Annotated in this window: 24 protein-coding genes; 11 read left to right on the top strand and 13 right to left on the bottom strand. The window is 72.8% G+C overall.

Going from position 1 to position 26426, the window contains the following annotated elements; all coding sequences use genetic code 11:
* Positions 1 to 11 precede the first annotated feature (11 nt).
* Together ACFW2Y_RS17750 and ACFW2Y_RS17745 are read left to right on the top strand one after the other, a co-directional pair.
* On the top strand, positions 12 to 731 hold the full coding sequence (locus ACFW2Y_RS17750) for an enoyl-CoA hydratase/isomerase family protein (RefSeq protein ID WP_384879614.1): 720 nt from the start codon (positions 12 to 14) through the stop codon (positions 729 to 731).
* Between the two features lie 100 nt (positions 732 to 831).
* Entirely contained in the window at positions 832 to 1431 is a 600-nt protein-coding gene (locus ACFW2Y_RS17745) for a flavin reductase family protein (RefSeq protein WP_384879587.1), read from the top strand.
* 52 nt (positions 1432 to 1483) lie between these two features.
* On the opposite strand, the gene ACFW2Y_RS17740 is transcribed toward ACFW2Y_RS17745, so the two are convergent.
* Positions 1484 to 2788, bottom strand: coding sequence for an MFS transporter (locus ACFW2Y_RS17740; protein WP_384879584.1), 1305 nt, complete (start codon positions 2786 to 2788; stop codon positions 1484 to 1486).
* 294 nt (positions 2789 to 3082) lie between these two features.
* Here ACFW2Y_RS17740 and ACFW2Y_RS17735 point away from each other — a divergent pair, with 294 nt between their 5' ends.
* Positions 3083 to 4060 carry a GlxA family transcriptional regulator gene (locus tag ACFW2Y_RS17735; protein WP_384879581.1) on the top strand — a complete coding sequence of 326 codons (978 nt, stop codon included), beginning with the start codon at positions 3083 to 3085 and terminating at the stop codon, positions 4058 to 4060.
* On the opposite strand, the gene ACFW2Y_RS17730 is transcribed toward ACFW2Y_RS17735, so the two are convergent.
* The 3 genes from ACFW2Y_RS17730 to ACFW2Y_RS17720 form a co-directional block, all read right to left on the bottom strand.
* Positions 4024 to 5337 carry an MFS transporter gene (locus ACFW2Y_RS17730; RefSeq protein ID WP_384879578.1) on the bottom strand — a complete coding sequence of 438 codons (1314 nt, stop codon included), beginning with the start codon at positions 5335 to 5337 and terminating at the stop codon, positions 4024 to 4026. The two genes, ACFW2Y_RS17735 and ACFW2Y_RS17730, sit on opposite strands and share 37 nt — an antisense overlap.
* Positions 5338 to 5484: 147 nt before the next feature.
* Positions 5485 to 6534 carry a Zn-dependent alcohol dehydrogenase gene (locus ACFW2Y_RS17725; RefSeq protein ID WP_384879576.1) on the bottom strand — a complete coding sequence of 350 codons (1050 nt, stop codon included), beginning with the start codon at positions 6532 to 6534 and terminating at the stop codon, positions 5485 to 5487.
* Entirely contained in the window at positions 6531 to 7463 is a 933-nt protein-coding gene (locus tag ACFW2Y_RS17720; RefSeq protein ID WP_384879573.1) for an SDR family oxidoreductase, read from the bottom strand. The genes ACFW2Y_RS17725 and ACFW2Y_RS17720 overlap by 4 nt, the downstream gene beginning before the upstream one ends.
* Positions 7464 to 7563: 100 nt before the next feature.
* Here ACFW2Y_RS17720 and ACFW2Y_RS17715 point away from each other — a divergent pair, with 100 nt between their 5' ends.
* Positions 7564 to 8490, top strand: a complete 927-nt coding sequence (locus ACFW2Y_RS17715) for a cyclase family protein (protein ID WP_384879570.1) — start codon at positions 7564 to 7566, stop codon at positions 8488 to 8490.
* 155 nt (positions 8491 to 8645) lie between these two features.
* Here ACFW2Y_RS17715 and ACFW2Y_RS17710 read toward each other — a convergent pair whose 3' ends face one another.
* The 4 genes from ACFW2Y_RS17710 to ACFW2Y_RS17695 form a co-directional block, all read right to left on the bottom strand.
* Entirely contained in the window at positions 8646 to 9083 is a 438-nt protein-coding gene (locus tag ACFW2Y_RS17710) for an ATP-binding protein (protein WP_384879567.1), read from the bottom strand.
* 352 nt (positions 9084 to 9435) lie between these two features.
* Positions 9436 to 10311: an acyl-CoA dehydrogenase family protein gene (locus tag ACFW2Y_RS17705; protein ID WP_384879565.1), complete on the bottom strand. Its 876-nt coding sequence runs from the start codon at positions 10309 to 10311 to the stop codon at positions 9436 to 9438.
* Between the two features lie 6 nt (positions 10312 to 10317).
* Positions 10318 to 11451 carry an acyl-CoA dehydrogenase gene (locus ACFW2Y_RS17700; RefSeq protein WP_384879562.1) on the bottom strand — a complete coding sequence of 378 codons (1134 nt, stop codon included), beginning with the start codon at positions 11449 to 11451 and terminating at the stop codon, positions 10318 to 10320.
* Positions 11451 to 12653 (bottom strand): amidohydrolase family protein, encoded by a 1203-nt coding sequence (locus tag ACFW2Y_RS17695; protein WP_384879559.1) that lies wholly within the window; start codon positions 12651 to 12653, stop codon positions 11451 to 11453. Before ACFW2Y_RS17695 ends, ACFW2Y_RS17700 begins: the two co-directional genes overlap by 1 nt.
* Before the next feature lie 160 nt (positions 12654 to 12813).
* Here ACFW2Y_RS17695 and ACFW2Y_RS17690 point away from each other — a divergent pair, with 160 nt between their 5' ends.
* Complete coding sequence (locus ACFW2Y_RS17690; RefSeq protein WP_384879612.1) at positions 12814 to 14328, top strand: class I adenylate-forming enzyme family protein; 1515 nt, start codon at positions 12814 to 12816, stop codon at positions 14326 to 14328.
* Here the strand turns inward: ACFW2Y_RS17690 and ACFW2Y_RS17685 are convergent.
* Positions 14300 to 14674 carry an STAS domain-containing protein gene (locus ACFW2Y_RS17685; protein WP_384879557.1) on the bottom strand — a complete coding sequence of 125 codons (375 nt, stop codon included), beginning with the start codon at positions 14672 to 14674 and terminating at the stop codon, positions 14300 to 14302. The genes ACFW2Y_RS17690 and ACFW2Y_RS17685 overlap by 29 nt on opposite strands.
* 185 nt (positions 14675 to 14859) lie before the next feature.
* Between ACFW2Y_RS17685 and ACFW2Y_RS17680 the strand changes: the two genes are divergently transcribed.
* Complete coding sequence (locus tag ACFW2Y_RS17680) at positions 14860 to 15441, top strand: sigma-70 family RNA polymerase sigma factor (RefSeq protein ID WP_384879554.1); 582 nt, start codon at positions 14860 to 14862, stop codon at positions 15439 to 15441.
* A complete protein-coding gene (locus ACFW2Y_RS17675) occupies positions 15438 to 16802 on the top strand; it encodes a maleylpyruvate isomerase N-terminal domain-containing protein (RefSeq protein WP_384879551.1) in 1365 nt (454 codons plus the stop codon). Before ACFW2Y_RS17680 ends, ACFW2Y_RS17675 begins: the two co-directional genes overlap by 4 nt.
* Positions 16803 to 16846: 44 nt before the next feature.
* Here ACFW2Y_RS17675 and purU read toward each other — a convergent pair whose 3' ends face one another.
* Positions 16847 to 17698 (bottom strand): formyltetrahydrofolate deformylase, encoded by an 852-nt coding sequence (gene purU / locus ACFW2Y_RS17670; RefSeq protein WP_384879548.1) that lies wholly within the window; start codon positions 17696 to 17698, stop codon positions 16847 to 16849.
* Positions 17699 to 17758: 60 nt separating this feature from the next.
* On the bottom strand, positions 17759 to 18202 hold the full coding sequence (locus ACFW2Y_RS17665) for a hypothetical protein (protein WP_384879609.1): 444 nt from the start codon (positions 18200 to 18202) through the stop codon (positions 17759 to 17761).
* A gap of 225 nt (positions 18203 to 18427) precedes the next feature.
* Here ACFW2Y_RS17665 and ACFW2Y_RS17660 point away from each other — a divergent pair, with 225 nt between their 5' ends.
* On the top strand, positions 18428 to 19708 hold the full coding sequence (locus tag ACFW2Y_RS17660; protein ID WP_384879545.1) for an ABC transporter substrate-binding protein: 1281 nt from the start codon (positions 18428 to 18430) through the stop codon (positions 19706 to 19708).
* Positions 19709 to 19723: 15 nt separating this feature from the next.
* Here ACFW2Y_RS17660 and ACFW2Y_RS17655 read toward each other — a convergent pair whose 3' ends face one another.
* Both ACFW2Y_RS17655 and ACFW2Y_RS17650 read right to left on the bottom strand, forming a co-directional pair.
* Positions 19724 to 21103: a hypothetical protein gene (locus tag ACFW2Y_RS17655; RefSeq protein WP_384879542.1), complete on the bottom strand. Its 1380-nt coding sequence runs from the start codon at positions 21101 to 21103 to the stop codon at positions 19724 to 19726.
* Positions 21104 to 21381: 278 nt separating this feature from the next.
* Entirely contained in the window at positions 21382 to 22764 is a 1383-nt protein-coding gene (locus ACFW2Y_RS17650; RefSeq protein WP_384879539.1) for a transcriptional regulator, read from the bottom strand.
* Positions 22765 to 23042: 278 nt separating this feature from the next.
* Between ACFW2Y_RS17650 and ACFW2Y_RS17645 the strand changes: the two genes are divergently transcribed.
* The 3 genes from ACFW2Y_RS17645 to ACFW2Y_RS17635 all read left to right on the top strand — a co-directional run bounded on the left by ACFW2Y_RS17645 (position 23043) and on the right by ACFW2Y_RS17635 (position 26311).
* On the top strand, positions 23043 to 23708 hold the full coding sequence (locus ACFW2Y_RS17645) for a bifunctional DNA primase/polymerase (protein WP_384879536.1): 666 nt from the start codon (positions 23043 to 23045) through the stop codon (positions 23706 to 23708).
* Between the two features lie 75 nt (positions 23709 to 23783).
* Entirely contained in the window at positions 23784 to 24677 is an 894-nt protein-coding gene (locus ACFW2Y_RS17640; protein ID WP_384879533.1) for an ABC transporter ATP-binding protein, read from the top strand.
* The gene (locus ACFW2Y_RS17635; protein WP_384879530.1) at positions 24674 to 26311 is read left to right on the top strand and encodes a transporter; all 1638 of its coding nucleotides are present in this window, start codon (positions 24674 to 24676) and stop codon (positions 26309 to 26311) included. Before ACFW2Y_RS17640 ends, ACFW2Y_RS17635 begins: the two co-directional genes overlap by 4 nt.
* Positions 26312 to 26426 lie beyond the last annotated feature (115 nt).

The following is a 26426-nucleotide window of genomic DNA, read 5'->3' as shown; positions in this document are numbered from 1 at the left end:
GCCCCGAGGCGATGAACGCGGTCACCTGGGACCAGCGGGAACGGATCATCGCCCTGCTGGCGGAAGCCTCCGCGGAGCCGGAGGTCCGGACGGTGGTGCTCACCGCCACCGGGCGGGGCTTCTGCGCCGGCGCCGACCTGCGGGGGGCACCGGCCACCGGCGAACGGGTGGCCGGGGACGTGGCCCGGATGATCCGCCTCGGCGCACAGCGGTTCATCGGTTCCGTACTGGACTGCGAGAAGCCGGTGATCGCCGCGGTCAACGGCACCGCGGCCGGGATCGGCGCGCACCTCGCCTTCGCGTGCGACCTGGTGCTCGCGGCGGACTCGGCCCGCTTCATCGAGGTGTTCGCGCGACGGGGACTCGTCCCGGACGGAGGCGGCGCCTATCTGCTGCCCCGGTTGATCGGGCCGCAGCGGGCGAAGGAGCTGATGTTCTTCGGCGACGCGGTGCCGGCGGCGGAGGCGCGGGCCATGGGCCTGGTGAACCGGGTGGTGCCCGCCGAGGCCCTGGAGGAGACGGCCCGGGAATGGGCGGAGCGCCTGGCCCGGGGCCCCACCCGGGCCCTGGCCCTCACGAAGCAGCTGGTGAACGCCTCCTTGGACGCGGATCGCTCGACCGCCTTCGCGGCGGAAGCGGTCGCCCAGGAGCTCAACATGACGACGCGGGACGCGCAGGAGGGCGTGGCGAGCTTCGTGGAGCGGCGGGCGGCGCGGTACGAGGGCCGTTAGGGCGCACTGCGAAAGCGACTCCGTCCGCCCGGCTCCCCGGGGTTCCGGGTGTCCGCGGGGGTTCCCATCTGACGATCCGTCAGTTTCAATGGACGGTGTGATGGGACATGCGGGGATGGCGGCCACCGCCGTCCGACACCTGAGGGCGGCCGGTTCGCCGACGGCCGTGGAACCACTGCCCCGACCGGCGCTGCGCGCGGTGCGGGAGGACGAGCGGGCCCCCGTCGAGCCCGGCGAGTTCCGCCGTGTGCTGGGGCACTTCGCGAGCGGGGTCACGGTCGTGACGGCCCTCGACGCGGACGGACCGACCGGCTTCGCCTGCCAGTCCTTCGCCTCGCTCTCCCTCGACCCGCCCCTGGTCGCCTTCATGGTCGCCCGGACCTCGACCACCTGGCCTCGGATCGCGGCGGCCGGGACGTTCTGCGTGAACGTCCTGGGCGCCGATCAGGGCGGGCTGTGCCGGTCGTTCGCGGTGAGCGGCGCCGACAAGTTCGCGGGGGTGGGCTGGACCCCGACCCCCGCGACGGGCTCCCCGCGGCTGAACGGCGCGCCCGCCTGGATCGACTGCGCGATCACCACCGTCCACACGGGCGGCGACCACCTGATCGTGGTGGGCCGGGTCGCGGACCTGGGCGCGGAGGAGGACGGTGGCGAGCCGCTGCTCTTCCACCGGGGCCGGTTCGGGCGGTTCACCGGTTAGCCGGTCCGGGCCGTGCGACGCACGCGGGCCCGCGCCCCGCCCGGGGGCGGCGTCACGCTCCCGTCAGGAGCTGCGGCTCCGGGCGGGGCCGACTGATCACCAGAGCCATCAGGGCCGCCGCCGCGCACAGCGCACCCGAGGCGTACCAGACGACGTCATAGCTGCCGAAGACGTCCCGTGCCACGCCGCCCGCGAAGGCCACGACCGCCGCGCCGACCTGGTGGGAGGCGAGGACCCAGCCGAAGACGATCGCGGAGTCCTCCCCGTAGTGCTCCCGGCAGAGGGCGATGGTCGGCGGGACGGTGGCGACCCAGTCCAGGCCGTAGAAGACGATGAAGAAGAGCATCGGCGGGTGCACGGCGGGCGCCAGCAGCATCGGCAGGAAGAGCAGGGAGATCCCGCGGAGCGCGTAGTAGACGGCGAGCAGCCGGCGTGGGGAGAAGCGGTCGGTGAACCAACCCGAGGCGATCGTGCCGACGACGTCGAAGACGCCGATGACGGCGAGCAGACCGGCAGCAGCGGTGACCGGCATGCCGTGGTCGTGGGCGGCGGGCACGAAGTGCGTCTTGACGAGGCCGTTGGTGGAGGCGCCACAGATCGCGAAGGACCCGGCGAGGAGCCAGAAGGGGCCGGTGCGGGCGGCCTTGAACAGGACGGTGACGGCACGGCGCGCGGCGCCGGTGACGGGGGCGGGCTTCTCGACGTACTCCCCGCCGTACGGGGCGAGCCGGAGGTCCGCCGGGTGGTCGCGGAGCAGCAGCCACACGAAGGGGACGACGGCGAGGGCGACGAGCGCCACGGTGACGGCGGCGGGACGCCAGCCGTGGTGCACGACCAGCCAGGAGAGCAGCGGCAGGAAGATCAGTTGGCCGGAGGCGCCGGCGGCGGTGAGGATGCCGGTCACCAGGCCGCGCCGGGCGACGAACCAGCGGTTGGTGACGGTCGCGGCGAAGGCGAGGGCCATGGAGCCGCTACCGAGGCCGACGAGGCCCCCCCAGTAGAGGACGAGCTGCCAGGTCGTCGTCATCCACACGGTCAGGAGGGATCCGACGGAGATGGTCGTGAGGGCGACCGCGACGACCCGACGGATGCCGAAGCGGTCCATGAGGGCGGCGGCGAAGGGGGCGGTGAGGCCGTAGAGGGCGAGGTTCACCGAGACGGCGAAGCCGATCGCGCCCCGCGACCAGTGGAACTCCTGGTGCAGGGGCTCGATCAGCAGGCCCGGCAGGGAGGCGAAGGCCGCGGCGCCGATGATCGTGACGAAGGTGACCGCCGCGACGAACCAGGCGCGGTGGATGCGGGGGGTGCGGACCGGTCCTGCGGGTGCGGGAGCGCGGGTCTCGGTTGTCTGGGCCATGCCACTGAGCATCCCGGCCGGGCCCCCTCCCGACCATTGGCCTGAATGACAGCTTTCTCTAGGATCGGGCCATCCCCACCGGGTCAGCCCCTCGGCAGCGTCCTGATCGGCCGCACGCACGGCGACCCCCGGGAGACGGAGAACGGTCGGACGTTGCGGTTCCGGAGTGCGGGCGGCACGACCGGTGCGGGAATCCGCGCGGCGGCCTCAGACTTGTAGGTGTCGTCCGTCACGGACACGTACACGTACCGGCCTCGTGGTCCGGACCACCAGTGATTTACGGAGGGGGTCGCCGTGCAGCAACCGCACCGCGTCGCCGTTCTCGCCCTGCCCGGTCTCCTCCCCTTCGAGCTGGGCATTCCGCACCGCATCTTCGGCCGCGCCCTGGGCCCCGGGGGCCACCCGCTGTACGAGATCGTGACCTGCGCCCCGGCCGTCGGGCCGGTGCGGACGGACGCCGACTTCTCGATCCACGTCGAACACGGGCCGGAGGCCCTCGCCACCGCCGACACGGTCGTCGTGCCCGCCTCGTACGAGTTCGGCCCCGTCCACGAGGAGGGCAGGCTCCCCGAGGAGTTGGCCGCCGCGCTCGCGCACATCCGGCCCGGCACCCGGCTCGTCTCCATCTGCACCGGCGGCTACGTGCTCGCCGCCGCCGGTTTCCTCGACGGGCGCCCGGCGACCACGCACTGGGCCTCCGCCGAGCACTTCCAGCAGCTCTTCCCCCGCGTGCGGGTCGACGCGGACGTCCTGTTCGTCGACGACGGCGACGTCCTCACCTCGGCGGGCGTGGCCGCCGGGATCGACCTGTGCCTGCACATCGTGCGCCGGGACCACGGCACGGCCGTGGCCAACCAGGTCGCCCGCAGGACCGTCACGCCACCGCACCGGGACGGCGGTCAGGCCCAGTACGTCGAGCGCCCCCTGCCGGAGAGCGGCACCCACACCACCACCGCCGCACGGGCCTGGGCGCTCGCCCACCTCCACGAGCCGATCCAGCTGCGGGACCTGGCGGAGAAGGAGGCGATGAGCGTGCGCACGTTCACCCGGCGCTTCCGCGACGAGGTCGGCCTCAGCCCCGGCCAGTGGCTGACCCAGCAGCGCGTCGAACGCGCCCGGCACCTCCTGGAGTCCACCGCGCTGCCCGTCGACCGGATCGCCCGGGACGCCGGCTTCGGCACGCCCCAGTCGCTGCGGGTGCACCTGATGAGCGCGATCGGCGTGACGCCGACGGCCTACCGGCGGACCTTCCGCACGGGAAGCTCCGTCTGACCGTCCGGCGCGCGCCGCACGCTCCGGGGCGCCCGGCCGTCCCCCGTGCCCCCGCCGTCCTCCCGGGCGTGCCCGGCCCCCGCGCCCGCGGCCCCCGACGGCGCCCCGGCCCCGGAGCGGCGCGCCAGTCGCCGCTCCCCGACCGCTCCGACCAGCGTGAGCAGGACCGTCAGGCCCACCCCGCAGAGGATCGCCGTCGAAGGGGCCACCACGGCGAGGAGTCCACCGGCGAGGACGCCGCTGAGCGCGTACCCGGCCCCCACGGCCGCGTACATGAGCGCGTACCCGGCGGCGAGCGCCCCCGGCGGCAGGACCTGCCGCAGCGCGAGGTTCCGGGTGAGGCTCGCCGGCGCCTGGAGGAGCCCCGCGGCCACCAGGGCGACCGCGATCGCCACCGTCCCCGACAGTACGGCGACCAGGGCGACGCCCGAAGCCACCCCGAGGACCAGGGCCAGGGACTGGGCGACCAGCGGACCGGGCCAGCGCTCCCGGAGGCCGTACCCGAACGCACCGACCGCCGCGCCGGCGGAGAAGCCGGCGAGCAGCGGCCCGGCCCGACCGACGTCGATCCCGCGCTGTTCGAGGAGGGCGGGCAGGACCAGTTCGGCGAGGGCCAGCAGCGTGAGGCCGGCGGCGCCCAGGACGTACACCGGCCAGGCCCGCAGCAGCGCGCCGCGGGGAGAGGCCCCGTCCTCCTCCGCGTCCTGCTGCCACCCGGCGGGCAGCATCCGCAGCCCGGCGGCGGCCCCTCCCAGCAGGGCGCCCTGGAGCAGCAGCGGTGCGGCGGGGCCCGCACCGAGCGCCAGGCCGGTGGTGAGCGCGGGCGCAACCGCCCAGACGGCGAAGGTCAGCACCGACTCCATGCTCATCGCCCGGGTGACGGCCCGCTCCGGGACCAAGCCGGTGAGCAGGGCCCGCAGGCCGCCGGGCAGGGCGGCGGGTCCGGTGCCCGCCGCCATCGCGAGGGCGGCGAGGACGACGGGGTGGGCGCCGGGCACGAACCCGAGCCCGACGAACCCGGCGGCACCGACCGCGAGCCCCGCGACGAGCTGCGGCCGGGCCCGCCGGGCGTCCAGCCGGATGCCGAGGACGGGCGCACCGATGATTCCCCCGATGACGTACGCGGCGGCGAGGACGGCCCCGAGCGGGTAGCCGCCGGGCCGCTCCCGCACGAGGAAGACGAGCGCGAGCGGTGCCATGGCGACGGGCAGCCGGCTGGCGACGGCGACCACCGACCAGGCGAGGACGGGGCGGGTGACGAGCGCGCGGTAGCTCACGCCGAGGACCGTAGCGGCGTACGGCTCCGGGGCCCACCGCGTTTCCCGGGCCCGGTGGCGGCGGCCCTGCCGCCGTCGCCCCGGCCGAGGAGGACCCGGACCGTGGCCGCCGACCGGGCCCTCGGGCGGTCCCCCGCCCGCACCCGCTCAGAACGTGAGCACCCCCCGGGCCACCTCGCCCCGCCCGGCGTCCTCGACGGCCCGCGCGAAGTCCTCCACGGGGTAGGTCCGGGTGACCAGTTCGTCGAGGAGCAGGCTTCCGGAGCGGTACAACTCCGCGTAGAGGGCGATGTCCTTCTGCGGGCGGGAGGAACCGTACCGGCAGCCCAGGATCGACTTGTCCAGGAACATCGCGGCCGGCAGGAAACCGGCCTCGGCCTTCGGTGCGGTCACTCCGAGCAGGACGGCCTGGCCGCGCCGGTCGAGCAGGTCGATCGCGGCCCGGACGAGCCCGGTGTGACCGACGCACTCGAAGACGTGGTCGGCGCCGGTGGGAAGGACGCTCCGCACGTCGTCGGTGGAGGCGAGGAAGTGCGTGGCGCCGAACCGCCGGGCGACCGCCTCCTTCGCCGGATTCGTGTCGACGGCCACGATCGTCAGCGCGCCCGCGAGCCGGGCGCCCTGGAGGACGTTGAGGCCGATGCCGCCGGTGCCGAGGACGACGACGGTCTCGCCGCGGCCGACCCGGGCGCGGTTCAGCACGGCCCCCACTCCGGTGAGGACGCCGCACCCCAGAAGGGCGGCGGAGGTCAGCGGGACGTCCTCGGGGACCTTGACGGCCTGGACGGCCTTGACGACGGTCCGCTCCGCGAAGGAGGAGTTCGAGGCGAACTGGAAGAGCGGCTGGCCGCCGCGGGAGAACGGCTGCCCGGGCATGCCGATCGTCTTCCGGCACATGGTCGGTCGACCCCGGTCGCAGTCGGCGCAGGCCCCGCAGTTCGCGAGGGTGGACAGGGCGACGTGGTCGCCGGGGCCGACGTGGACCACACCGGGGCCGACGGCCTCGACGACGCCGGCCCCCTCGTGCCCGAGGACGACGGGCGGGGGGAAGGGGATGGTGCCGTCGAGGACGGACAGGTCGCTGTGGCAGAGTCCGGCGGCGGCGATCCGGACGAGCACCTCGCCCGGCCCCGGGTCCCGCACCTCCAGGTCGTCGACGACCCGGACCTGCTCGCCGTCGAAGACGATCCCCCTCATGACCCGTTCCTCCCGCCGTCGTTGGGTCGCTCGCCCGCTGCGGCGGCCCGTGCCATCTCCTCCAGCCGCGCCAGCATCGGCATGGGGTCCGTGCCGACCGTTCCCGGCAGGAAGTCCGCGATGCGTTCGGGGGACCAGGCGCCGCCCTCGGCGTACCCGGCCCGCAGTTCCCTCGGCTGGGCCCAGACCGCGATCTTGGGTCCGGCGATCGTGTAGACCTGACCGGTGATCCCCTGTTCCCGGGCGCGGTCGCTCAGCAGGTAGACCACGAGTGCGGCCACGTCCTCCGGTTCGCCGATCTCCTTCAGCTCCATGGGGACGTTGGCGGACATCCGGGTCCGTGCGACCGGCGCGACCGCGTTGGCGGTGACGCCGTACTTGTGGAGCCCCAGGGCCGCGCTCCGCACCAGCGAGATGATCCCTCCCTTGGCGGCGGAGTAGTTGGCCTGGGCCACGGACCCCTGGTGGTTGCCGCTGGTGAAGCCGATCAGCGTCCCGGTGCCCTGCTTGCGCATGACGGCGGAGGCCGCGCGGAAGACGGTGAAGGTGCCCTTCAGGTGGGTGGCGACGACCGGGTCCCACTCCTCCTCGGACATGTTGAAGAGCATCCGTTCGCGCAGGATGCCGGCGACGCAGACGACCCCGTCGATCCGTCCGTACCCGGTGAGGGCGGCCTCGACCACCCGTGCCCCGCCCGCCATGGTGGAGATGTCGTCGGCGACGGCGAGGGCCGTGCCACCGGCCGCCTCGATCTCCTTGACCACCGATGCCGCGACTTCGGAGGTCGGCTCGCCCCCCTCGATCGACACCCCGTAGTCGTTGACGACGACCTTCGCCCCCTCCGCCGCGCACGCGAGGGCGACCGCACGGCCGATGCCGCGCCCCGCCCCCGTCACGGCGATGACCTTCCCAGCCAAGAAGTTCCCCACGCCGACCCCTTCCCGCATTTTCTGACGGACCGTTAGATTCGTTCGTCGTCAGGATTCTACGGTCCGTCAGATACCGGAAAACAAGACCCCGGAGGCCCCGATGTCCCTCCCCGCCGCCTTCCACGAGATCGCCGAGCACCTCAACAACTGGGGTCGCTGGGGTCAGGACGACGAGATCGGCACCCTCAACCTGATCACCGACGAGGTCGTGCGGGAGGCCGTCGCCACCGTCCGCAGCGGGCGCCGCATCCCGCTCGCCGTCGACCTGAAGCAGGACGGGGTGCAGACCGGCGTGATCCCCGGCCGGGTCAACCCGCTCCACGTCATGGTCCAGGTCAACCAGGAACTCTTCGGCCCCGGCACGGTCGCCACCAGCGACGACGTCGTGACCCTCGGCCTCCAGGCCGGCACCCACTGGGACGCGCTGACCCACGCCTCCCATTCGGGCCGCATCTACAACGGTCGCCCCGCCACCACCATCACCCCGCACGGCCGGTCCGAGTTCAGCGGCATCCACACGGCCCGCCACCTGGTCTCGCGCGGGGTGCTGCTCGACGTGGCCGCCGCCAAGGGCGTCGACCGACTGCCCGGCGACCATGCGGTCACCCCCGAAGACCTCGACGAGGCTGCCGAGTTCGGCCGGGTGACGGTACGGTCCGGTGACGTCGTCCTGGTGCGGACCGGCCAGATCCAGCTGTACCTGGCCGGGGACCGCCACGGATACGCCTTTCCGTCACCCGGCCTGTCCGTGCGGACGCCCGCCTGGTTCCACGCCCGGGACGTGGCGGCCGTCGCCAACGACACGCTCACCTTCGAAATCTTCCCGCCGGAGATCGACGACCTCTGGCTGCCCGTGCACGCCCTCGACCTGGTCGAGATGGGCATGCTCCAGGGGCAGAACTGGAACCTGGAGTCCCTGTCCAGGGCCTGTGCACAGGAAGGGCGCTACGCCTTCCTGCTCTCCGCGATGCCCGAGCCCTTCGTCGGCGGAACGGGCACACCGGTGGCCCCGGTCGCCGTCCTCTAGGACCCGCGGGCGGCGGCGCGCTCGCACGCACCCCGAGCACGGCACGGCCCGCCGCCACCCGACAGCGACCCGCACACGCCGAGGACCCACGGCCCTCGGCTCCCCTCGCTCGCCACGAATCGCTCACCCCAGGGTGGGCAAAACGGAACGAACCGTCAACAGTGCACCCGTCCGGGCGACAAGGAGCGCACGGGGGACTCGGGCACCACCCGGTCCACCTCACACCAGATGCTCTTGCCGACGCCCTCCACCTGCCAACCCCAGCGGTCCGCGAGCCCGTCCACCAACTCCAGGCCCCGCCCGTTGGTGTCGCTGCCCGCCGCGTGGCGCGGTTGCGGCGGACGGTCGCTCGCGTCGGCGACCTCGACCCGCACCCCGCCCTCCGCGGCGAACAACATCCGCAGCACGGCCGGGCAGCCCGTGTGCACCACGGCGTTGGTCACGAGCTCGGAGATGAGCAGCACCAACGTCTCGATGAGCGACTCGTCGTCCCCTATGCCCGATCCGGCAAGCCGCGACCGGGCCCACCTCCGGGCTCGTCCCACCTCTGCCGGGTCCGGCCCGACCTCCAACTGAACCTGAAGTACCTGCACCGCTCACACCATCCGAACCGGCGGACACACCTTCACGGAACGTGATTCCCTTGTGGGACAGCATGGTTGACGTACAGTCACCGCAACAAGCGCTTCGGGCATATTCCAGCGCGAAGGAGTACGCATGGTCCATACTGTGCGACGCACGCGGCGGGTGGTCGAACGTCGGGTGCGAGCGGCGGGCATTCCCGGCCGCGGCGCCGCCCCAGGGGCGACACCGGGACGCTCCGGGCCGACACGCACTCGCACCTCACGGAGAGTACCGGAGCCGGAGGCCGACTCCGGGCCGTGACGGCCGCGTCGAAGGACACAACCCGATATCGACGCTCCGTGAGCACTGGTGAGCACAGCGCTACAGTCCGGCGGCCACCTCCTCCTCGGCCCGCGCGGCGGGCATCCACAGTTCGGCCCGCACCCAGGCCCGCTTCAGGTGCAGATGGACGTCGGCCTCCCAGGTGAAACCCATGCCGCCGTGCACCTGGAGGCAGTCCCGGGCGTTCTCGACCGCCGCCCGGTCGGCGAGGAGCTTCGCACCGGCGATCTCGACCGGATCGCCGGTGACGGCCGCCGCGTAGACGGCGGCGCGCGCCAGTTCGGTCCGCACGAGCATCCCGGCGCACAGGTGCTTCACCGCTTGGAAGCCCCCGATGGCCTGCCCGAACTGCTCTCGCTGCCGCGCATGGGAGACGGCGGCCCCGGTGGTGGCCCCGGCGCTCCCGACCTGTTCCGCAGCGGTGAGCAGCACTTCCACCGCTCCCGGACTTCCCGCGCCCCCACCGCCCCCTGCGCCGGGCACCCGGTGCAGGGGGGTCAGCGGATCCACCGAGCGCACCGGTGCGGCCCCCGTGACGTCACCCCGCACCACATCGGCCGCGTCCAGCCAGGGCACCAGCCCCTCCGACGCCCTGGTGACCACGACGGCGCCCTCCGCCGCCCCCGGCACGGAACCGGCCGCCGCGTGCGTGGCCACCAGCGGCCCGGGCAGCAGCACCCTCCCGACCTCCTCGAAGACGAGCACCGCCTCCGGCAGGCCGAGCCCCACGCCCCCCTCCGACTCCGGGAGCCGGAGCGCGAAGAAGCCGGCCGCGCCGAGCTCGCGCCACCGTTTCCGGTCGAGGTCCGGGGAGTCCACGGCGGCTCGCAGCGCCTCCCGGTCGAAGAGCCGGGCGAGGAGTTCCCGCACACCGCGGCGCAACGCCCTCTGGTCCTCGGTGAGTCGGAAGTCCACGGTGGTTCACCACCCCTTCGGCAGGCCGAGGATGCGCTCGGCGACGATGTTGCGCTGGATCTGGGAGGTGCCCGCGGCGATCGTGTACGAGAGCGAGGAGAGCCGGTCGAGGGTCCAGTCGTGGCCGAGGTCGAGCGCGTCGGGCCCGAGGACGGCGGCTGCCGTGTCGTACAGCTCCTGACGGGCGTGCGAGTAGTGCAGTTTGAAGACGGAGCCGCCCGCACCGGGGACCCCACCGGTCGCCTGGGCCTCGCTGACGTTGGCCTGGACGAGTCTCCACAGGGCCCGGAACTCGGCGGAGAGGCGACCGAGCCTGCGGCGCAGCACGGGGTCGTCCCAGGTGCCGTTCCCGCGGGCGGTGCGGGCGAGTTCACCGAGGAGGCGACGACAGGCGACGACCTCTCCGACGAAGGCGGTGCCGCGCTCGAAGGAGAGGGTCACCAGGGTGACCCGCCAGCCGTCGTTCTCCTCGCCGACACGGTTCTCGACCGGCACCCGGACCTCGTCGAGGAAGAGTTCGGCGAACTCGGTCGAGCCGGCGAGGGTCCGCAGCGGCCGTACGGTGACGCCGGGTGCGTCCATGGGGAGGGCGAGCCAGGTGATGCCGCGGTGCTTGGGCGCGTCGGGGTCCGTCCGCACGAGCAGTTCGCACCAGTCCGCGACCTCGGCGTGCGAGGTCCAGATCTTCTGTCCGCTGACGACGTACGCGTCCCCGTCCCGGACGGCCCTGGTGCGGAGGGAGGCGAGGTCCGAGCCGGCGTCGGGCTCGCTGAACCCCTGGCACCAGACCTCGTCGCCGCGCAGGATCGGCGGCAGCCACCGCGCGCGCTGGGCGGGGGTGCCCTCGGCGGCGATCGTCGGGCCGGCGTGGAGGAGGCCGACGAAGTTGGCCCCGACGTAGGGCGCTCCGGCGAGTTCGGTCTCCTCCAGGAAGACAAGTCGTTGGGTCGGGGAGGCGTCCCAGTGGGTGTCGGCGTATCCGGCGTCGTGCAGGCGGCGTTGCCATCCGCAGTCGTAGGCCCGGCGGGCCGGCCAGTCGAGCGGATCGGGCCGTTCGGGGAGGTCGGGCAGGGTGGCGGCGAGCCATGCGCGCAGTCGGGAGCGGAACTCCTCCTCCTCGTCGGTCAGGGAGAGGTCCATCAGGCGGTTCCCCGGTCGAGGTCGAGGTCGAGCATGCGGATGGCGTTGCCCCGCATGAGCTTGTAGACGGTCTCGTCGTCGAGGCCCCGGACGTGGTCGAGGGCGACCTGTTTGGTGTGCGGGAAGGTCGAGTCCACGTGGGGGTAGTCGGTCTCGAAGGTGGCGTTGTCGCGGCCGACGACGTCGAGGGACGCGATGCCGTGCTTGTCGCGGAAGAAGCAGCAGAAGATCTGCCGGTAGTAGTACGTGGAGGGGGGCTCGGGAACGAGGTCGCGCACCCCGCCCCAGGCGCGGTGTTCCTCCCACACGTCGTCGGCGCGTTCGAGGGCGTACGGGATCCAGCCCATCTGGCCCTCGCTGTAGGCGAGCTTGAGCCGCGGGAACTTCACCAGCACCCCGGAGAAGAGGAAGTCCATCATCGAGGCCATGGCGTTGTTGAAGCTCAGCGAGGCCTGGACGGCGGGCGGGGCGTCCGGTGAGGCGGCGGGCATCTGGGAGCTCGACCCGATGTGCATGTTGACCACCGTGCCGGTCTCCTGGCAGACGGCGAAGAACGGGTCCCAGTGGCCGGAGTGGATCGACGGCAGGCCGAGGTGGGTGGGGATCTCGGAGAAGGTGACGGCCTTGACCCCGCGGGCGGCGTTGCGCCGGACCTCGGCGACGGCGAGGTCCACGTCCCAGAGCGGGATGATGCAGAGCGGGATGAGTCGGCCGCCGCTGTCGCCGCACCATTCCTCGACCATCCAGTCGTTGTAGGCGCGGACGCAGGCGAGGGCGACCTCCTTGTCGTGGGCCTCGGCGAAGGTCTGGCCGCAGAAACGGGGGAAGGTCGGGAAGCAGAGGGACGCCTCGACGTGGTTGAGGTCCATGTCCTGGAGGCGGGCCGCCGGGTCCCAGCAGCCGCGGCGCATCTCTTCGCGGGTGATGCCCTCCAGGGTCATGTCGTCGCGGTCGAAGCCGACGGCGGCGATGTTGCGCTTGTACGGGAACATCAGGTCCTCGTAGATCCACCAGTCGGTGGGCGGACCTTCGGGGTCCATGGTGATCCGGTACTTGCCGGCGACGTAGGCGAGCTCGCCGATGCCGGCCGTGAGGGGCCGGGGCCCGCGGTCGCGGTACTTCTTCGGGAGCCAGGTCTCGAAGAGGTGGGCCGGCTCGATCACGTGGTCGTCGACGCTGATGATGCGGGGCAGTTCCGTCATGGAGCCTTCTCCCGGACTCGATGGCCTTTTCTGATGGCCCGTCAGATACAACGGGATCAGGCTAGCCCCGCACCCCTGGACCGACAAGCGTCGGCCGCCTACGCTCACCGCACGATCTGACGGAACGTCAGCCAAGAGGAGTACGGCCATGGACACGGCTCTGGACCAGACCGCGCACGCCCTCGGCGAGTCCCGCACGCTCTGGGAACTCGTCGAGCGCCGCGCCGCCCTCACCCCCGACCGGCCCGTCCTCCTCCAGGGCGACCGGGTCCTCACCTTCGGCGGACTGCGCGAGCGCGCCGAGCGCTGCGCCGCGGGCCTCCACGAAAGGGGGGTGCGTCCCGGCACGGTCGTCGCCTGGCAACTGCCCACCCGCATCGAGACCGCCGTGCTCTCCTTCGCACTCGCCCGCATCGGCGCCGTGCAGACCCCGGTGATCCCCTTCTACCGGGACAAGGAGGTCGGCTTCGCGCTGCGCGAGTCCCGGGCCGCGCACTTCGCCGTCCCCGGAGAATGGCGCGGATTCGACCACACCGAAATGGCCCGGCGGCTCGGCGCGCCCGGGATCTTCGAGGCGTACTCCCCCGAGGACCTCCCGGACGGCGACCCGTCGGTCCTGCCGCCCCCGCCCGCCTCCGGCACGGACGTCCGCTGGATCTACTGGACCTCGGGCACCACCTCCGACCCCAAGGGGGTCCTGCACACCGACCGCTCGCTCCTCGCGGGCGGCTCCTGCCTGGCCCACGCCCTGCGCCTGACCGCCGAGGACGTCGGCTCGATGGCCTTCCCGTACGCGCACATCGCCGGGCCCGACTACACGGTGATGCTCCTGCTGTACGGGTTCCCCGCGGTGATGTTCGAGCAGTTCTCCCTGCCGGAGGCCCTCGACGAGTACAACCGGCACGGCGTCACGATCGCCGGCGGCTCCACCGCCTTCTACGCGATGTTCCTCGCCGAACAGCGCAAGCGGCCCGGGAAGCCCGTCATCCCCACCCTCCGGCTGCTCGCCGGCGGGGGCGCGCCGAAGCCGCCCGAGATCTACCACGCGGTGCGCAGGGAGTTGGGCTGCCAGCTCACCCACGGGTACGGCATGACCGAGGTGCCCATGATCACCATGGGCTCCCCGGACGACACCGTCGAGAACCTCGCCGGCACCGAGGGCCGCCCGCCCGCGGGCATGGAGATCCGGATCGCCGGGGACGGCGGGGTCCGACTGCGCGGCGAAGCCGTCTGCCAGGGCTACCTCGACCCGGCGCAGACGGCCACCGCCTTCGACGAGGACGGCTTCCTCGTCACCGGTGACCTCGGCCGCCTCACCCCCAGCGGCCACCTGGTCCTCACGGGCCGGACCAAGGACATCATCATTCGAAAGGGCGAGAACATCTCGGCCAAGGAGGTCGAGGACCTCCTCCACCGGCACCCGGACGTGGGCGACACGGCCGTCATAGGCCTTCCGGACGCCGAGCGCGGCGAACGCGTCTGCGCCGTCGTCGAGCAGCCCCCGGGCGCGGCCCCGCTGACCCTGCCGCAGATCACGGAGTTCCTGCGGGAGGCCGGGCTCTCCGTCCACAAGCTGCCGGAACAGCTGGAGGTGGTGGACGCGCTCCCCCGCAACGAGACCTTGCGCAAGGTCCTCAAGTACAAGCTCAGGGAACGCTTCGGTCCGACTCCGTGAGCGCCCCCGACACGTCCTCGTAGACCTCGAAGAGGCGGCGGACGCCGAGCGCGGAGAGCACCCGTCCGACGTGGCCGTCCCCGGCCTCGGCGTCCTCGGGCAGGATCAGGCGGAGCCGGCCGCCGCAGGAGCGGAGCAGCCGGCGGGCCGCGATCAGCACGCCGACGCCGCTGGAATCGCAGAACCGCACCGCCGACAGGTCGATCACCAGGTCGTGCCGGCCGCCCGCGACGGCGTCGTGGACGCGGCGGCGTATCCCGGGGGAGGTGACCAGGTCCAGCTCCCCCTGGACGCGGAGAACCGTCCAGGGGCCGTATTCGTCCTCGTCGACCTCGATCGTCGTCACGGACGGCGCCTGCCCCACCGGTGCACGCCGAAACCCCCGCCACGACGGATGACGCTTTCCTTACCATCAGCATCTGAGTCAAGGGCGCACTTGCAGCAAACGGGAGTGCGTTGGCGCACGGGCGCACTACTTTGGAGGAGAACCGGGAAGCAGAAGGTCGGGATCCAGGAGGGGCGGAGGGCCACATGGCGATGGACACACCACCGCGCTGGGACCGCAAGATGCAGCAGCGGCTGGCACGCGGGGAGGCCGCCGCCCTCGGCGAGTTCTACGACCGGTTCGCCGCCCTGGTGCACACCCTCGCCCACCGGGTCCTGGCCGACGACACGGCCGCCGACCAGGTCACCCGCGAGGTCTTCGGCTACGTCTGGGAGAACCCCGACGCCTACGACCCGAAGCAGGGCAGCATGCGCGCCTGGGTCGCCGGGCTGACGCAGCGGCAGGCGGTGCACCGACTCCGCCAGGCCGAGGTCAGCGCGTACGCGGAGACGGGCATCGGTTCCGCCGAGGAGCTGGAGCAGAAGGTCCACCGAGCCGCCGTCGCCGCCCGCGCCGACTACATCGTCACCTCCATGCCCGCGCCGCTGCGGGCCGCGCTCGAACTGGCCTACTTCCAGCGGCGGGACTACCGGCAGACCGCAGCCGACCTCGGCGTCACCGAGGACGAGGCCCGTCGACGCCTCCGGCTCGGCCTCCAACTGCTCTCCTCCGCGCACACCCGGGCATGCGAAGGGACCGCACCGCCCGGCTACGGAAGGACGTCGTGACCGCGGCGGACGGCGACGGGGAAGACGTCGCACGCGCCCCCTGGATACCGGGGCCGCGGCGGGCCGCCGACGACCACGCGGACCTGACGGCACGACCACCGGTCGAGCCGGAACCCGCGGCGGAGGCGCCACCGGAACCGGAGGCCGTACCGGAGGCCGTACCGGAGGCCGTACCGGAGGCCGCGCCGGAGGCCGCGCCGGAGGCCGCGCCGGAGGACCCGGTCGAGGAGGAACCGGTCGAGGAGGAACCGGAGGTACCGGTCCTCACCCACAACGTGCTCAAGTCCCTCCTCGGGGCCTGGGCACTTTCCGCGTGTTCCGGGGGCGAGAGCAGGGCCGTCGAGGACCACCTCACCGTGTGCGCGCCGTGCGCCGACGAGGCCCTCCGGCTCCGTGACGCCGTCGCCCTCCTCCACGAGGACCGCGACCTGGACCTCGACCCGCTGCTCCGCTTCCGGGTCCTGGAGAACTGCCTGGGGCGCCGCCCGGCCCGCATACCCGTGCCCGACTGGGTCACGCCGTACGACGCGGAGACCGCCCGGCTCGACGCGCTGCTCCGGGACATCGGCGAGGCCGAGTGGCACGCACCGGTACGGCTCAAGTGGTACGAGGAGGACCGCCCGGTGCGGCGGAAGGCCACCGTGGCCGCGGTCATCGGGCACCTGATGGCGGTGGACGGCATGGTGTCGGCGGCCCTGGGCCTGGAGGACCCGTTGGGCAAGGGGGTGCCGGAGCTGTCTCCGACGGAGCGGACCGAAGCGTTCTGGGCGAAGCTGGGCCACCCTCCCAACCGCGCCCTCCGGGGTCCGTGGCGGAACCAGTCGCACACCCTGATCCGCACGGTCTCGTTCGCGGGCCGAGGGGTGGGGGACCTGACCGTGCCGTACAAGGGCTTCGCCCTCCCGCTCCGGGACTCGCTCCTGGAACGGGCCTTCGAATGCTGGCGGCACGCGGACGACATCGCGCACGCGGTGGCCTACCCGTACGACCCGCCGAGCGGGCCGCACCTCCACGGGATGATCGACCTGGCGGCCCGCCTGCTGCCGGTGGCCCTCGCGAACCGCCGCCGCACCGGACGCGCATCGCCGGCCCGGCACCTCGTCGCGGCCGGGCGCCCGGGCCGTTCGCTGCACCTGGAGATCGAGGGAGCGGGCGGCGGACACTGGTACATCGCGCTCGACTCCCCCGCGGCGGTCGGCTCCGCCGATCACGCCGTCGCCCAGGTGGCGATGGACGGGGTGGAGTTCTGTCAGCTGGTGGCCGGCCACATCTCGCCGCAGGAGGCCGCCGCGGGCCAGGACGGCGACCGGGAAGCGATCCGGGACGTGCTCGGGGCTGCGGCCTCCCTGAGCCGTCTGTAGGGCCGGCGGGACCGCGGGCCACGCGGGCCACGCGGTCCCGGCGGCTACGCGAAGACGACCGTGCGGTGGCCGTTCAGGAGGATGCGGCGTTCCGCGTGCCACTTGACCGCCCGGGCGAGCGCCTGACACTCCACGTCGCGCCCGACCGCCACCAGCTGTTCCGGCGTCACCTCGTGTCCCACCCGCTCGACCTCCTGCTCGATGATCGGGCCCTCGTCGAGGTCGGCCGTCACGTAGTGGGCGGTCGCGCCGATCAGCTTCACGCCCCGGGCGTGTGCCTGGTGGTACGGCTTGGCGCCCTTGAAGCTGGGGAGGAAGGAGTGGTGGATGTTGATGATCCGCCCGGAGAGCTGCTTGCACAGGTCGTCGGAGAGGACCTGCATGTAGCGGGCGAGGACGACGAGTTCGACGTCCTCCTCGTCGACGAGCGCGAGCAGCTCCGCCTCCGCCTCCGCCTTCGTGTCCTTCGTGACCGGAATGTGGCGGAACGGAACGCCGTAGGACCCCACCAACTCCTCGAAGTCCCGGTGGTTGGAGACGACCGCGACGATCTCCACCGGTAGCGCCCCGATCCGCGACCGGAACAGCAGGTCGTTCAGGCAGTGGCCGAACTTCGACACCATCAGCACGACCCGCATGCGCTCGTCGGCCCGGTTGATCTGCCAGTCCATCGAGAAGGAGTCGCCGACGGCGGCGAAGCTCGCCCGCAGCTTGTCCACGGTCACCGGCGTCTCGGCCGAGAAGTGGACCCGCATGAAGAAGAGACCCGTGTCGCGGTCTCCGAACTGCTGGCTGTCCTCGATGTTGCAGCCCGTGATGAAGAGGTAGCTCGACACGGCGTGCACGATGCCCTGCTTGTCGGGGCACGAGAGGGTGAGGACGTACTGGTCGGTCATCCCGTCAGCCTGCCACACCCGGGACGGACCCGGAACGCACCGTCCGGCAGGCGGAACGCCTCAGGACCGGGTCATGACGCGGAGCACGTCGAGGGAGCACGGGGGCGCATCGGGGTCCTCTCCGTCGGCCCGGGCGAGGCGGACGTGGGCCTCGCGGGCGGCGCGCACGGCCTCCGGCCAGCCCGGGTGCTCCAGGTAGGCGGTGACGGGGGCGTCCGGACCCACCTGGTGCAGGATCCTCAGCACGCGCAGGACGGCGAGGTCGACGAGGGCGGCCTCGCCGGAGTCCCGGAAGATCGAGCCCACGTACTTCTCGGCGGACCAGTTGTCGAGCCAGGTGTCCTCGACCAGGCGGTAGACGGCGTCGGTGACGTCGCCGTACCCCTCCCGGCCGGCCAGCCAGGTCGTCTCGTGGAACCCGGGGTCGGAGAGCATGTGCAGCGCCGAACGCACGTTGATGCGCCAGCGCCACCACGGCATGTCGTTGAGCGGCATGCCGCCCATGGTGGAGGAGCGACGGCCGCGACGGGAAGGGCTGGCCGAAGCCGAGGTGGAAGCGGAGGCCGGATCGGTGGCTTGGTGGGTGGTGGTACTGGGCACGTTTCGATCGTACGTTTCCCGTACGACAAGCGGACTCACCCCCTCCTCATAGCGCCCCGCGCCCGCAATTCACCTTCACGTCACCCATCGTTGAACCATGCTCACTGCCGCGTTACCCCTGGGGCGGAAATGTGCATGCCCATGACCGGTAGGCGAATGACCTCACTCCTCGCATACGTCACGACTGCAGCGACCGGCGCATCGCTGCTCACCGGATGCGGCGTCCTCCCTGGAGCCACGGGGGGCTCCAGGGAGCCCGTCACCGTAATGACCTGGGCTCCTGACCAGACCCGAGCCACCAACATGCCCGGCATGCCCGCCATGGCACAGACCTACGCCCGATGGGTGAACTCCCAGGGCGGCATCGACGGACACGAACTGCGCGTCCTCACGTGCAACGAGCAGAACACCGCCACCGGCGCCGCCGCCTGCGCCCGCCGGGCCGTCCAGGAGAAGGCGGTGGCCGTCGTCGGCTCGTACAGCCAGAACGGCCGCGCCTTCATGGCCCCGCTGGAAGCAGCCGGCATCCCGTACATCGGCGGCTACGGCATCGCGGAGGAGGAATTCAACAACCCGCTGTCGTACCCCGTGAACGGCGGGGTGGCCTCCCTCGTGGCCGGACACGGCATGCAGCTCGCCGACTCCTGCGACAAGGTCTCCCTGGTCCGGCCCGACACCCTCGCCGGCGACAAGCTGCCCGAGCTCCTCAACTCCGGCCTGCGCAAGGCGAGCCACCGGCGCGCCGTGGACATCCCCGCCGTCGAGGACGCCGCCGAGTACACCCAGCAGGCCGACCGGGCCCGCGACCGGGCCGGCGACGAGAAGGGCTGCGTGACCGCGGTCCTCGGCGAGCGCACCCAGACCTTCTTCGACTCCTTCCGGCGCCTCCCGAAGCCGGCGGAGGAGAAGCAGGACCGGGACCCCGTCCGGATCTCCTCGGTGCTCGGCAGCGTCGGCCAGCCCGTCATCGACCGCACCGGCGGTGCACACAGCCCCTTCGAGGGCGCGTTCGTCACCGGCTGGTACCCGGAGGCCTCCGACAAGAGCTGGGACCCGATGCGCAAGGTCATCCGGGCACACGCCTTCGCCGACAACCGGGTCGACCCGGCCGACCCCGGCGTGCAGACCACCTGGATCGCCTACACGGTCCTGAAGGAGGTCATCGAGAGCATCGACCAGGACACCATCACGGCCGAGCGGATCACCCACGCCCTCACCCGGGGGGAGCGCATCGACACCGGTGGCCTCACCCCCGCCCTGCGCTGGCGGTTCGAGGACCTGCTGGGCGCCCCCGGCTTCCCCCGGATCGTCAACCACGAGGTGACCTTCCAGGTGGTGCGCCAGGGGCGGCTGGTGGCACAGCGGCCCGGCTTCGTCGACGTCGGCGAGACCGTCCTGAGCGCCCCCTGACCGGCTGCGGCCCGGCTACAGCTGGGAGTAGGAGCGCTTCTCCAGTCCGTACTTCGCGGCGGTCGGGTTCCACAACCCGGCCGCCTCTCGCTTGGCCGTGGTGGCCTCGCCGCTCTTCGCGTCGGCCGCGGCCCGCTGGTCCGTCGAACGGGCCTTGCCGCCCTTGCACAGGGCCTTCTTGTTCTTCGCGACCTGGTCGGCCCAGGCCGCGTACTGGTCGTCGGCGGCGGCCGACGCCCGCCAGGCCTTGGTGAGGGCCGACGCCAACGCCGTGCCGTCCGGGACCTTGTCGATCGAGAGCGACTCCAGCTCGGTGACCAAACCGCGGCGCTGATCGGCGGCGCCCCGCAGGTCGCTCGCGGCCTGGTCGAGGTTCTTGCACTGCTTGATGGACTCGACCGAGCTGATCACCGCGTCACGGCTGTTGCTGCTGGTCGCGAGGAGCTTGCTGAGCTCCTGGGCCTGCGGCTCCGCCGGATCGGCCTGCTTCTCCGTGGGCTCCGCGCTCGCGGAGGGCGCGGCGGAGCTCGCCGCCACGTTCTGCCCGCCGGCCTGGGGGTCCTTCTTGTCGCCCCCACCGCTGAGCAACGCCCCGGCGCCGAGGCCGACGACCGCGCAGCCGGCGACGACGACGGCGATCAGCGCGAGCGGAGACTTGCGGCGCGGCGCGGGCTCGTCATCGTCGTAGTAGGCGTCCTGATAGGCGTACTGCCCGCCCGGACCCTGCGGCCCGGCCGGCGCCCCCTGCTGCGGCTGGTGGTGCTGGGGCTGCTGGTACGGGGCGGGTCCCGGCTGCTGGTAGCCCTGCGGCGCGTACGGTTGCTGGGGCGGACGCGGCGCCTCCGTACGGAAGAGGTTGTCGAACTCGGCGGGCGGCTGCCGCTCGCCCGGTGCCTGCGTCGGCACGGGGGCGATGTACTGGGTCGCGTCCGAGGCCCCGGCCGGCCCCTGGGGCGCGTACGGGCCCGGGAACTGGCCGCCGGGGCCCCCGCCCTGCTGCGGCGGCACGGGGGCGATGTGCTGGGTGGCCTGCAGGTCGGCGGCGGCCGGGGCGGCGGGCCCCGGATAGCCGTACCCCGGCTGCGGCACCTGCTGCGGCGGCACCGGCGGAAGGTACTGGGTCGACTGGGCATCAGCGGCCGGGGCGGCGGGCCCCGGATAGCCGTACCCCGGCTGCGGCACCTGCTGCGGCGGCACCGGCGGAAGGTACTGGGTCGACTGCGCGTCGGCGGCCCCCGGGGGCGCCTCCGGGGGCAGCGGCTGCGCGGGCGGCAGCGGCTGCCCGCCCGGCTGGCCACCGGCGGGGCCCCAGGCGCCGCCCCACGGCTGCGCTCCCCCCTGTGCGGGGGGCACCGGCGGGTACTGCGACTCCGGACCCTGTCCGTTCTGCGTCACCGGGAGCTCCTACTGATGGACCTATGGAATCGTCGGTCACGCTACCGGGTGCGTACGGGGCTCCGCACACACGTGTGAGACCGGTTACACAACCGGTGCGCGAAAGCAGGGCCCGAGGGCCGTCCCGTGATCCGCGGCTGATCGGCGCGCGGCGTCGGCTCGGCGCGCCACGGGGCGGAGGGGCGTCCCCGTACCGGGCGCACGCGGGTGGTTCCGGCAACGCGGCGAGGTGCCGCGGCCGTCGTCGTGCGCCCGCGGGGAACGGCGGGACGGCCCTGCTAAGCGGCGTGGAGCTCCATCCGCGCGCCGAACTCCCGCACCACCGCCTCCTCCGCATAGGGCTGCAGGCGCTCCCGCAGGTCGTCCAGGTATCCCGCGCCCCGCGACGAGCGGAGCGTGCCGAGGAGTTCGAGCGCCTGCACGCCCGTCCGGCAGGCCTGCTCCACCTCCCGCTGCTGGACCCGTGCCGAGGCGAGCAGGGCGAGGCCGATCGCGCGCCGCCGCACCCGCGGCTCCGGATGTCCGGCGACCGCCCCCTCGGCCGCCCGCACCGCCGCCTCCGCCCGCCCCAGGTCCCGGTGGCAGTGGGCCATTTCGTCCGCGAGGTAGGCCGCGTCGAAGTGGACGATCCACTCCGGGTCCTCGTCCGCTTCGGGATCGGCCCGCTCCAGGGCGCGCTCGGCACGGCCCGCCGCCGACTCGAAGGCCCCGGCGTCGCCCATCAGGGCGTGTCCGCGCGCTTCCGCCGCGAAGAACATCGCCTCCGCGCGCGGCGGCACCTTCCCGCGCGCGCCCTCCTGGGCCGCCCGCGCCAACTGCGCGATTTCCCGGGGGTTTCCGAGCTGCGCGGCGAGGTGACTCATCGAAGCGGCGAGGACGTAGCCGCCGTACCCCCGGTCCCCGGCCGCCTGGGCGAGCCGCAGGGCCTGGATGTAGTACCGCTGGGCGAGCCCCGGTTCGCCGGTGTCCACCGCCATGTATCCGGCGAGTTCGGTCAGTCGGGCCACCGCGGCGAAGAGCCGTCGGCCGACCTCCTCGCGGTAGGAGCCGGTCAGCATCACCGACACCACGCTGTCGAGGTAGTGCACCACCACCGGCCGCACGTGCCCGCTGCCGAAGCGCCGGTCGAGGTCGACGAGCGCGGTGGTCAACTCCCGCACCGCCGTCACGTCCGAGATCCCGACGCGGGCACCGCTCGTCCGGGCCACGTGCGCGTCCGGCCCGGTGATCAACCAGTCCCTGCTGGGTTCGACGAGCGCGGAGGCCGCGACCGCCGCACCGCTCAGGAAGTCCCGGTGCCCCACGTCGCTGCGCCACAGCTCGCATGCCTGCTCGATCGCCGCGGGGACGGTCGGCGCGAACTGCAGCCCCACTCCGGCGGCGAGGTTCCGGCCGTTGGCCATGCCGACCTCGTCGACCGTGATCGTTCGCCCCAGCTTGCGGCCCAGCGCCTCCGCGATGATCCCGGGCGCCCGGCCGCGCGGCTGCTGGCCGCGCAACCAGCGCGCCACCGACGTCTTGTCGTACCGGAGGTCGAGGCCGCGCTCCGCGCCGACCAGGTTGACCCTGCGGGCGAGACCGGCGTTGGAACAGCCGGCTTCCTGGATGAGCGCCTGGAGCCGTTCGTTGAGCTGACGCGGAACGAGTGGCCTGGCTGCCATGGATTACCCCCTGAGGCCGTGCGGTGATCAACAGAGAAGGGATCATTGCCCGGTGAATATGCACTCAATGCAGATGTGAACACGCGAAACCGGACACGTCAGCCGCGACACCGCCACCGCGCCCCACGGGTCCGTACCCACCCCCGCTTCCCGGCCCTTCGCGCGCCCCCACCAGTGCACCCATGCGCCCCACGTGCAGGATCGATGCGTCAACACACCCTCCGCCCCGCCCGTAACCCCAGGTGGCGGGTGAAGTTGTGCTCTTCGTGGAAGAGACCATGGGAGTCACGGACGCCGCACAGATCCCCAAGCAGCGGGGCGAGCAGCTGCTGGACAGCGCCGTGCGGTACGCGGAAGAGCGGCACTGGGACGTGTTTCCCGGGACCTGGCTGGAAGTCATCGAAGGCAAGGAACGCTGCTCGTGCGGAGCCGAGGCGTGCGCCACGCCCGGCGCCCACGCCGTCCGGCCCGACTGGTCGACCCAGGCGACCGGCAGTGGCGTCGGCGCCCGCCGGATGTGGTCGAAGACTCCGAAGGCATCGATCCTGCTGCCGACCGGCCGCACCTTCGACGCGATCGAGGTGCCGGAGACGGCCGGCTTCCTGGCACTCGCCCGCATGGAGCGGATGGAGCTGACGCTCGGCCCCGTGACCTGCACCCCGGACCGCCGGATGTACTTCTTCGTCCTGCCCGGAGCCGCCACCAAGGTGCCCGACCTGGTGCGCAAGTTGGGCTGGGCCCCGGCCTCCATCGACCTGGCCACGCGCGGCGAGGGGTACTACGTGGCCGCCCCGCCCACCCGGATCGGCGGCTTCGGTGCGGTGCAGTGGGCGCGCCGCCCCACCCCGGCGAACCGCTGGCTGCCTGACGCCGACGAACTGATCAGCGCCCTCGCGTACGCCTGCGGTCGGGAAGCCGCGGAGGCGAGGAGCCGGGCCCAGTGACCCAGGAGGCCGAAGGCCCCGCCTTTAGGGTGTCCCCGTAACGCTTTACGGGGACAACCGAAAGGTTGACAAAACATGCCTGACCAGGCATTCAACGGAACATTCGACACAGCGGGGGCTACGCCGGGGGAGAACCGCGCCCCCGCGGTGCGGGTCGAGGGACTGTGGAAACGCTTCGGCCAGCAGATCGCGGTGAACGGGATCGACCTCGTCCTGCCCGCCGGACGGTTCATCGGGCTCGTGGGGCCCAACGGGGCGGGCAAGACCACCACCCTGTCCATGATCACCGGCCTGCTGCGCCCCGACCACGGCCGCATCCTCGTCGCCGGCCACGACGTGTGGGCCGATCCGGAATCGGTCGCCCGGGTCAAGGCCCGCATCGGCAACCTGCCGGAGGGGCTGCGGCTCTTCGAGCGCCTCTCGGGGCGCGAACTCCTGTCCTACACCGGTCGACTGCGGGGCCTTCCCGGCGCCGAGGTCGACAAGCGGGCGGCACAGCTCCTCGACGTGCTGGACCTGACCGCCTCGCAGAACAAACTGGTCGTCGACTACTCGACCGGCATGCGGAAGAAGATCGGCCTCGCCACCGCGCTCCTCCACAACCCGGAGGTCCTCTTCCTCGACGAACCCTTCGAGGGCGTCGACCCGGTCTCCGCACAGACCATCCGCGGGGTCCTGGAGCGCTACACCGCCTCCGGCGCGACCGTCGTCTTCTCCAGCCACGTCATGGAACTCGTGGAGTCGCTCTGCGACTGGGTCGCCGTCATGGCGGGCGGCCGGATCCGCGCACAGGGCCCGCTGGCCGAGGTCAAGGGCTCGGCGCCCTCGCTCCAGGAGGCGTTCCTGGAACTGGTGGGCGCGAACGGCCGTGCACCGAGCGGGGATTCGCTGGACTGGCTGGGCAACGGAGCGGTCGACCCCGGCACGGACCCGCGCGCCACGGGCGGTGCGGGCGGTGCCCGGCGATGAGCACCGTCGCTTCCCCCACCACGACCGACGCCCCGGCGGCACCGTCCCTCACCTCGGTCTTCGTCCGACTGAAGCTGTCGCTGCTGCGGAACGGGCTGCGGCAGTCGGGCGGGCGGACCGCCGCGTACGTCCTGTCGTCCGTCTTCGGCACCCTCCTCTCCGCCGTGCTGATCCTCGTCTTCGTGCTGCTGCGGGGCGAGTCCGGCGCCTACCCGGTCGCGGTGCTCACCGTCGGGGTGACCGCGCTGTCCTGGGCGGTGATGCCGCTGTTCGTCCCCGGCGGGGACGAGACCCTCGACCCGACACGGCTGGTGATGCTGCCGCTGCGCCCCCGGCCGCTGGTCCGGGCCCTGCTCGTGGCCTCCCTCGTCGGCATCGGCCCCGTCCTCACCTTCCTGCTCTCGGTGGGTGCGGCGCTGTCCCTCGCGCACGGCGCGGCCGGCACCCTCGTCGCCGTCCTCGCCGTCCCGCTCACGACCTTGACGTGCGTCGCGCTGTCCCGGGCCGTGGCCGCAGCCAACGTCCGGCTCCTCACCTCGCGCAGGGGCCGGGACCTGGCGCTCCTGAGCGGCCTGATCATCGCGGTCGGCATGCAGGTCGTGAACTTCGGCGCCCAACGCCTCAGCCGGGCCGGCGGTCTGGAGTCGCTCGAACCGGCGGCGAAGGTCGTCGGCTGGCTGCCACCGGCCGCGGCGCTCGGCGCCGTCGACTCCGCGAGCGTCGGTGACCACGCGGTGGCGGCGGCCCGGCTGTTGCTCACGGCCGCGATGCTGGTGGCCCTCGTGTACTGGTGGCAGCGGAGCCTGGTCCGGCTGATGGTCGAGCCGGACGGCTCCACCATCGGCGCGGCCGGGGACGCCGGAGCCGGCGAGAAGGACGGCGGCGGCCGGCTCGGCCGGATCCTGCCCGACGGACGCACCGGCGCGATCATGGAACGCAGCCTGCGCTACGCCTGGCGCGATCCGAAGACGAAGGCGGCCTGGGTGTCCTCGCTCGCCATCGGCCTGATCGTCCCGCTGTTCAACGTCTACCAGGGCGTGGGCTCGGTCTACTGGGCGTGCTTCGCCTCCGGCATGCTCGGCGTCCTGATGTACAACCAGTTCGGCCAGGACGCCTCGGCGTTCTGGATGGTGGCGCAGACCATCTCGACGACGGCCGACGCCTTCGTCGAGCTCCGGGCCCGGATCCTGGCCGTGCTCTCCGTCACCGTCCCGTACACGGTCCTGGTCACGGTGCTGACGGCAGCGGTCCTCGGGGCCTGGTCACGGTTGCCCGGCGCCCTCGGCCTGGCGCTCGGGCTGCTCGGCGCCATGGTCGGGACGGGCGCGGTCACCTCGGCGAACTTCCCGTACTCGATCCCCCAGGACAGCGGCTACAAGAACGTGGCTCCGGGGCAGGCCGGCCTGGCCTGGATCTCGATCTTCGGCGGGATGTTCTCGGGGGCGGTGCTGTGTTCCCCGCTCATCGCCGTGACGCTCTACCTGCACTTCTCCGACCGGGAGTCGCTGCTCTGGGTCCTCCTCCCGGCGGGCGCGCTCTACGGCGCGCTCCTCGTCCTGGTGGGCCTCAAGCTGGCGGCCCCGCGCACGGCGAAGCGACTGCCGGAGATCCTGGCGGCGGTCAGCAAGGGCTGACGGGCCAGGACACGGGGCGTACGGCGGAAGGGGACGGGTGCCCGTCGTTCAGGGGCTGACGGGCTCCCGGTACCCCTCGGCGAGCTGTTCGAGGAAGGGCTCCACCGCCCTGCGC

Source organism: Streptomyces sp. NPDC058877, assembly GCF_042742855.1.
Classification (GTDB): domain Bacteria; phylum Actinomycetota; class Actinomycetes; order Streptomycetales; family Streptomycetaceae; genus Streptomyces.
Note: the sequence above shows the minus strand (reverse complement) of the source record. Positions and strands in the feature narration are given on the sequence as shown.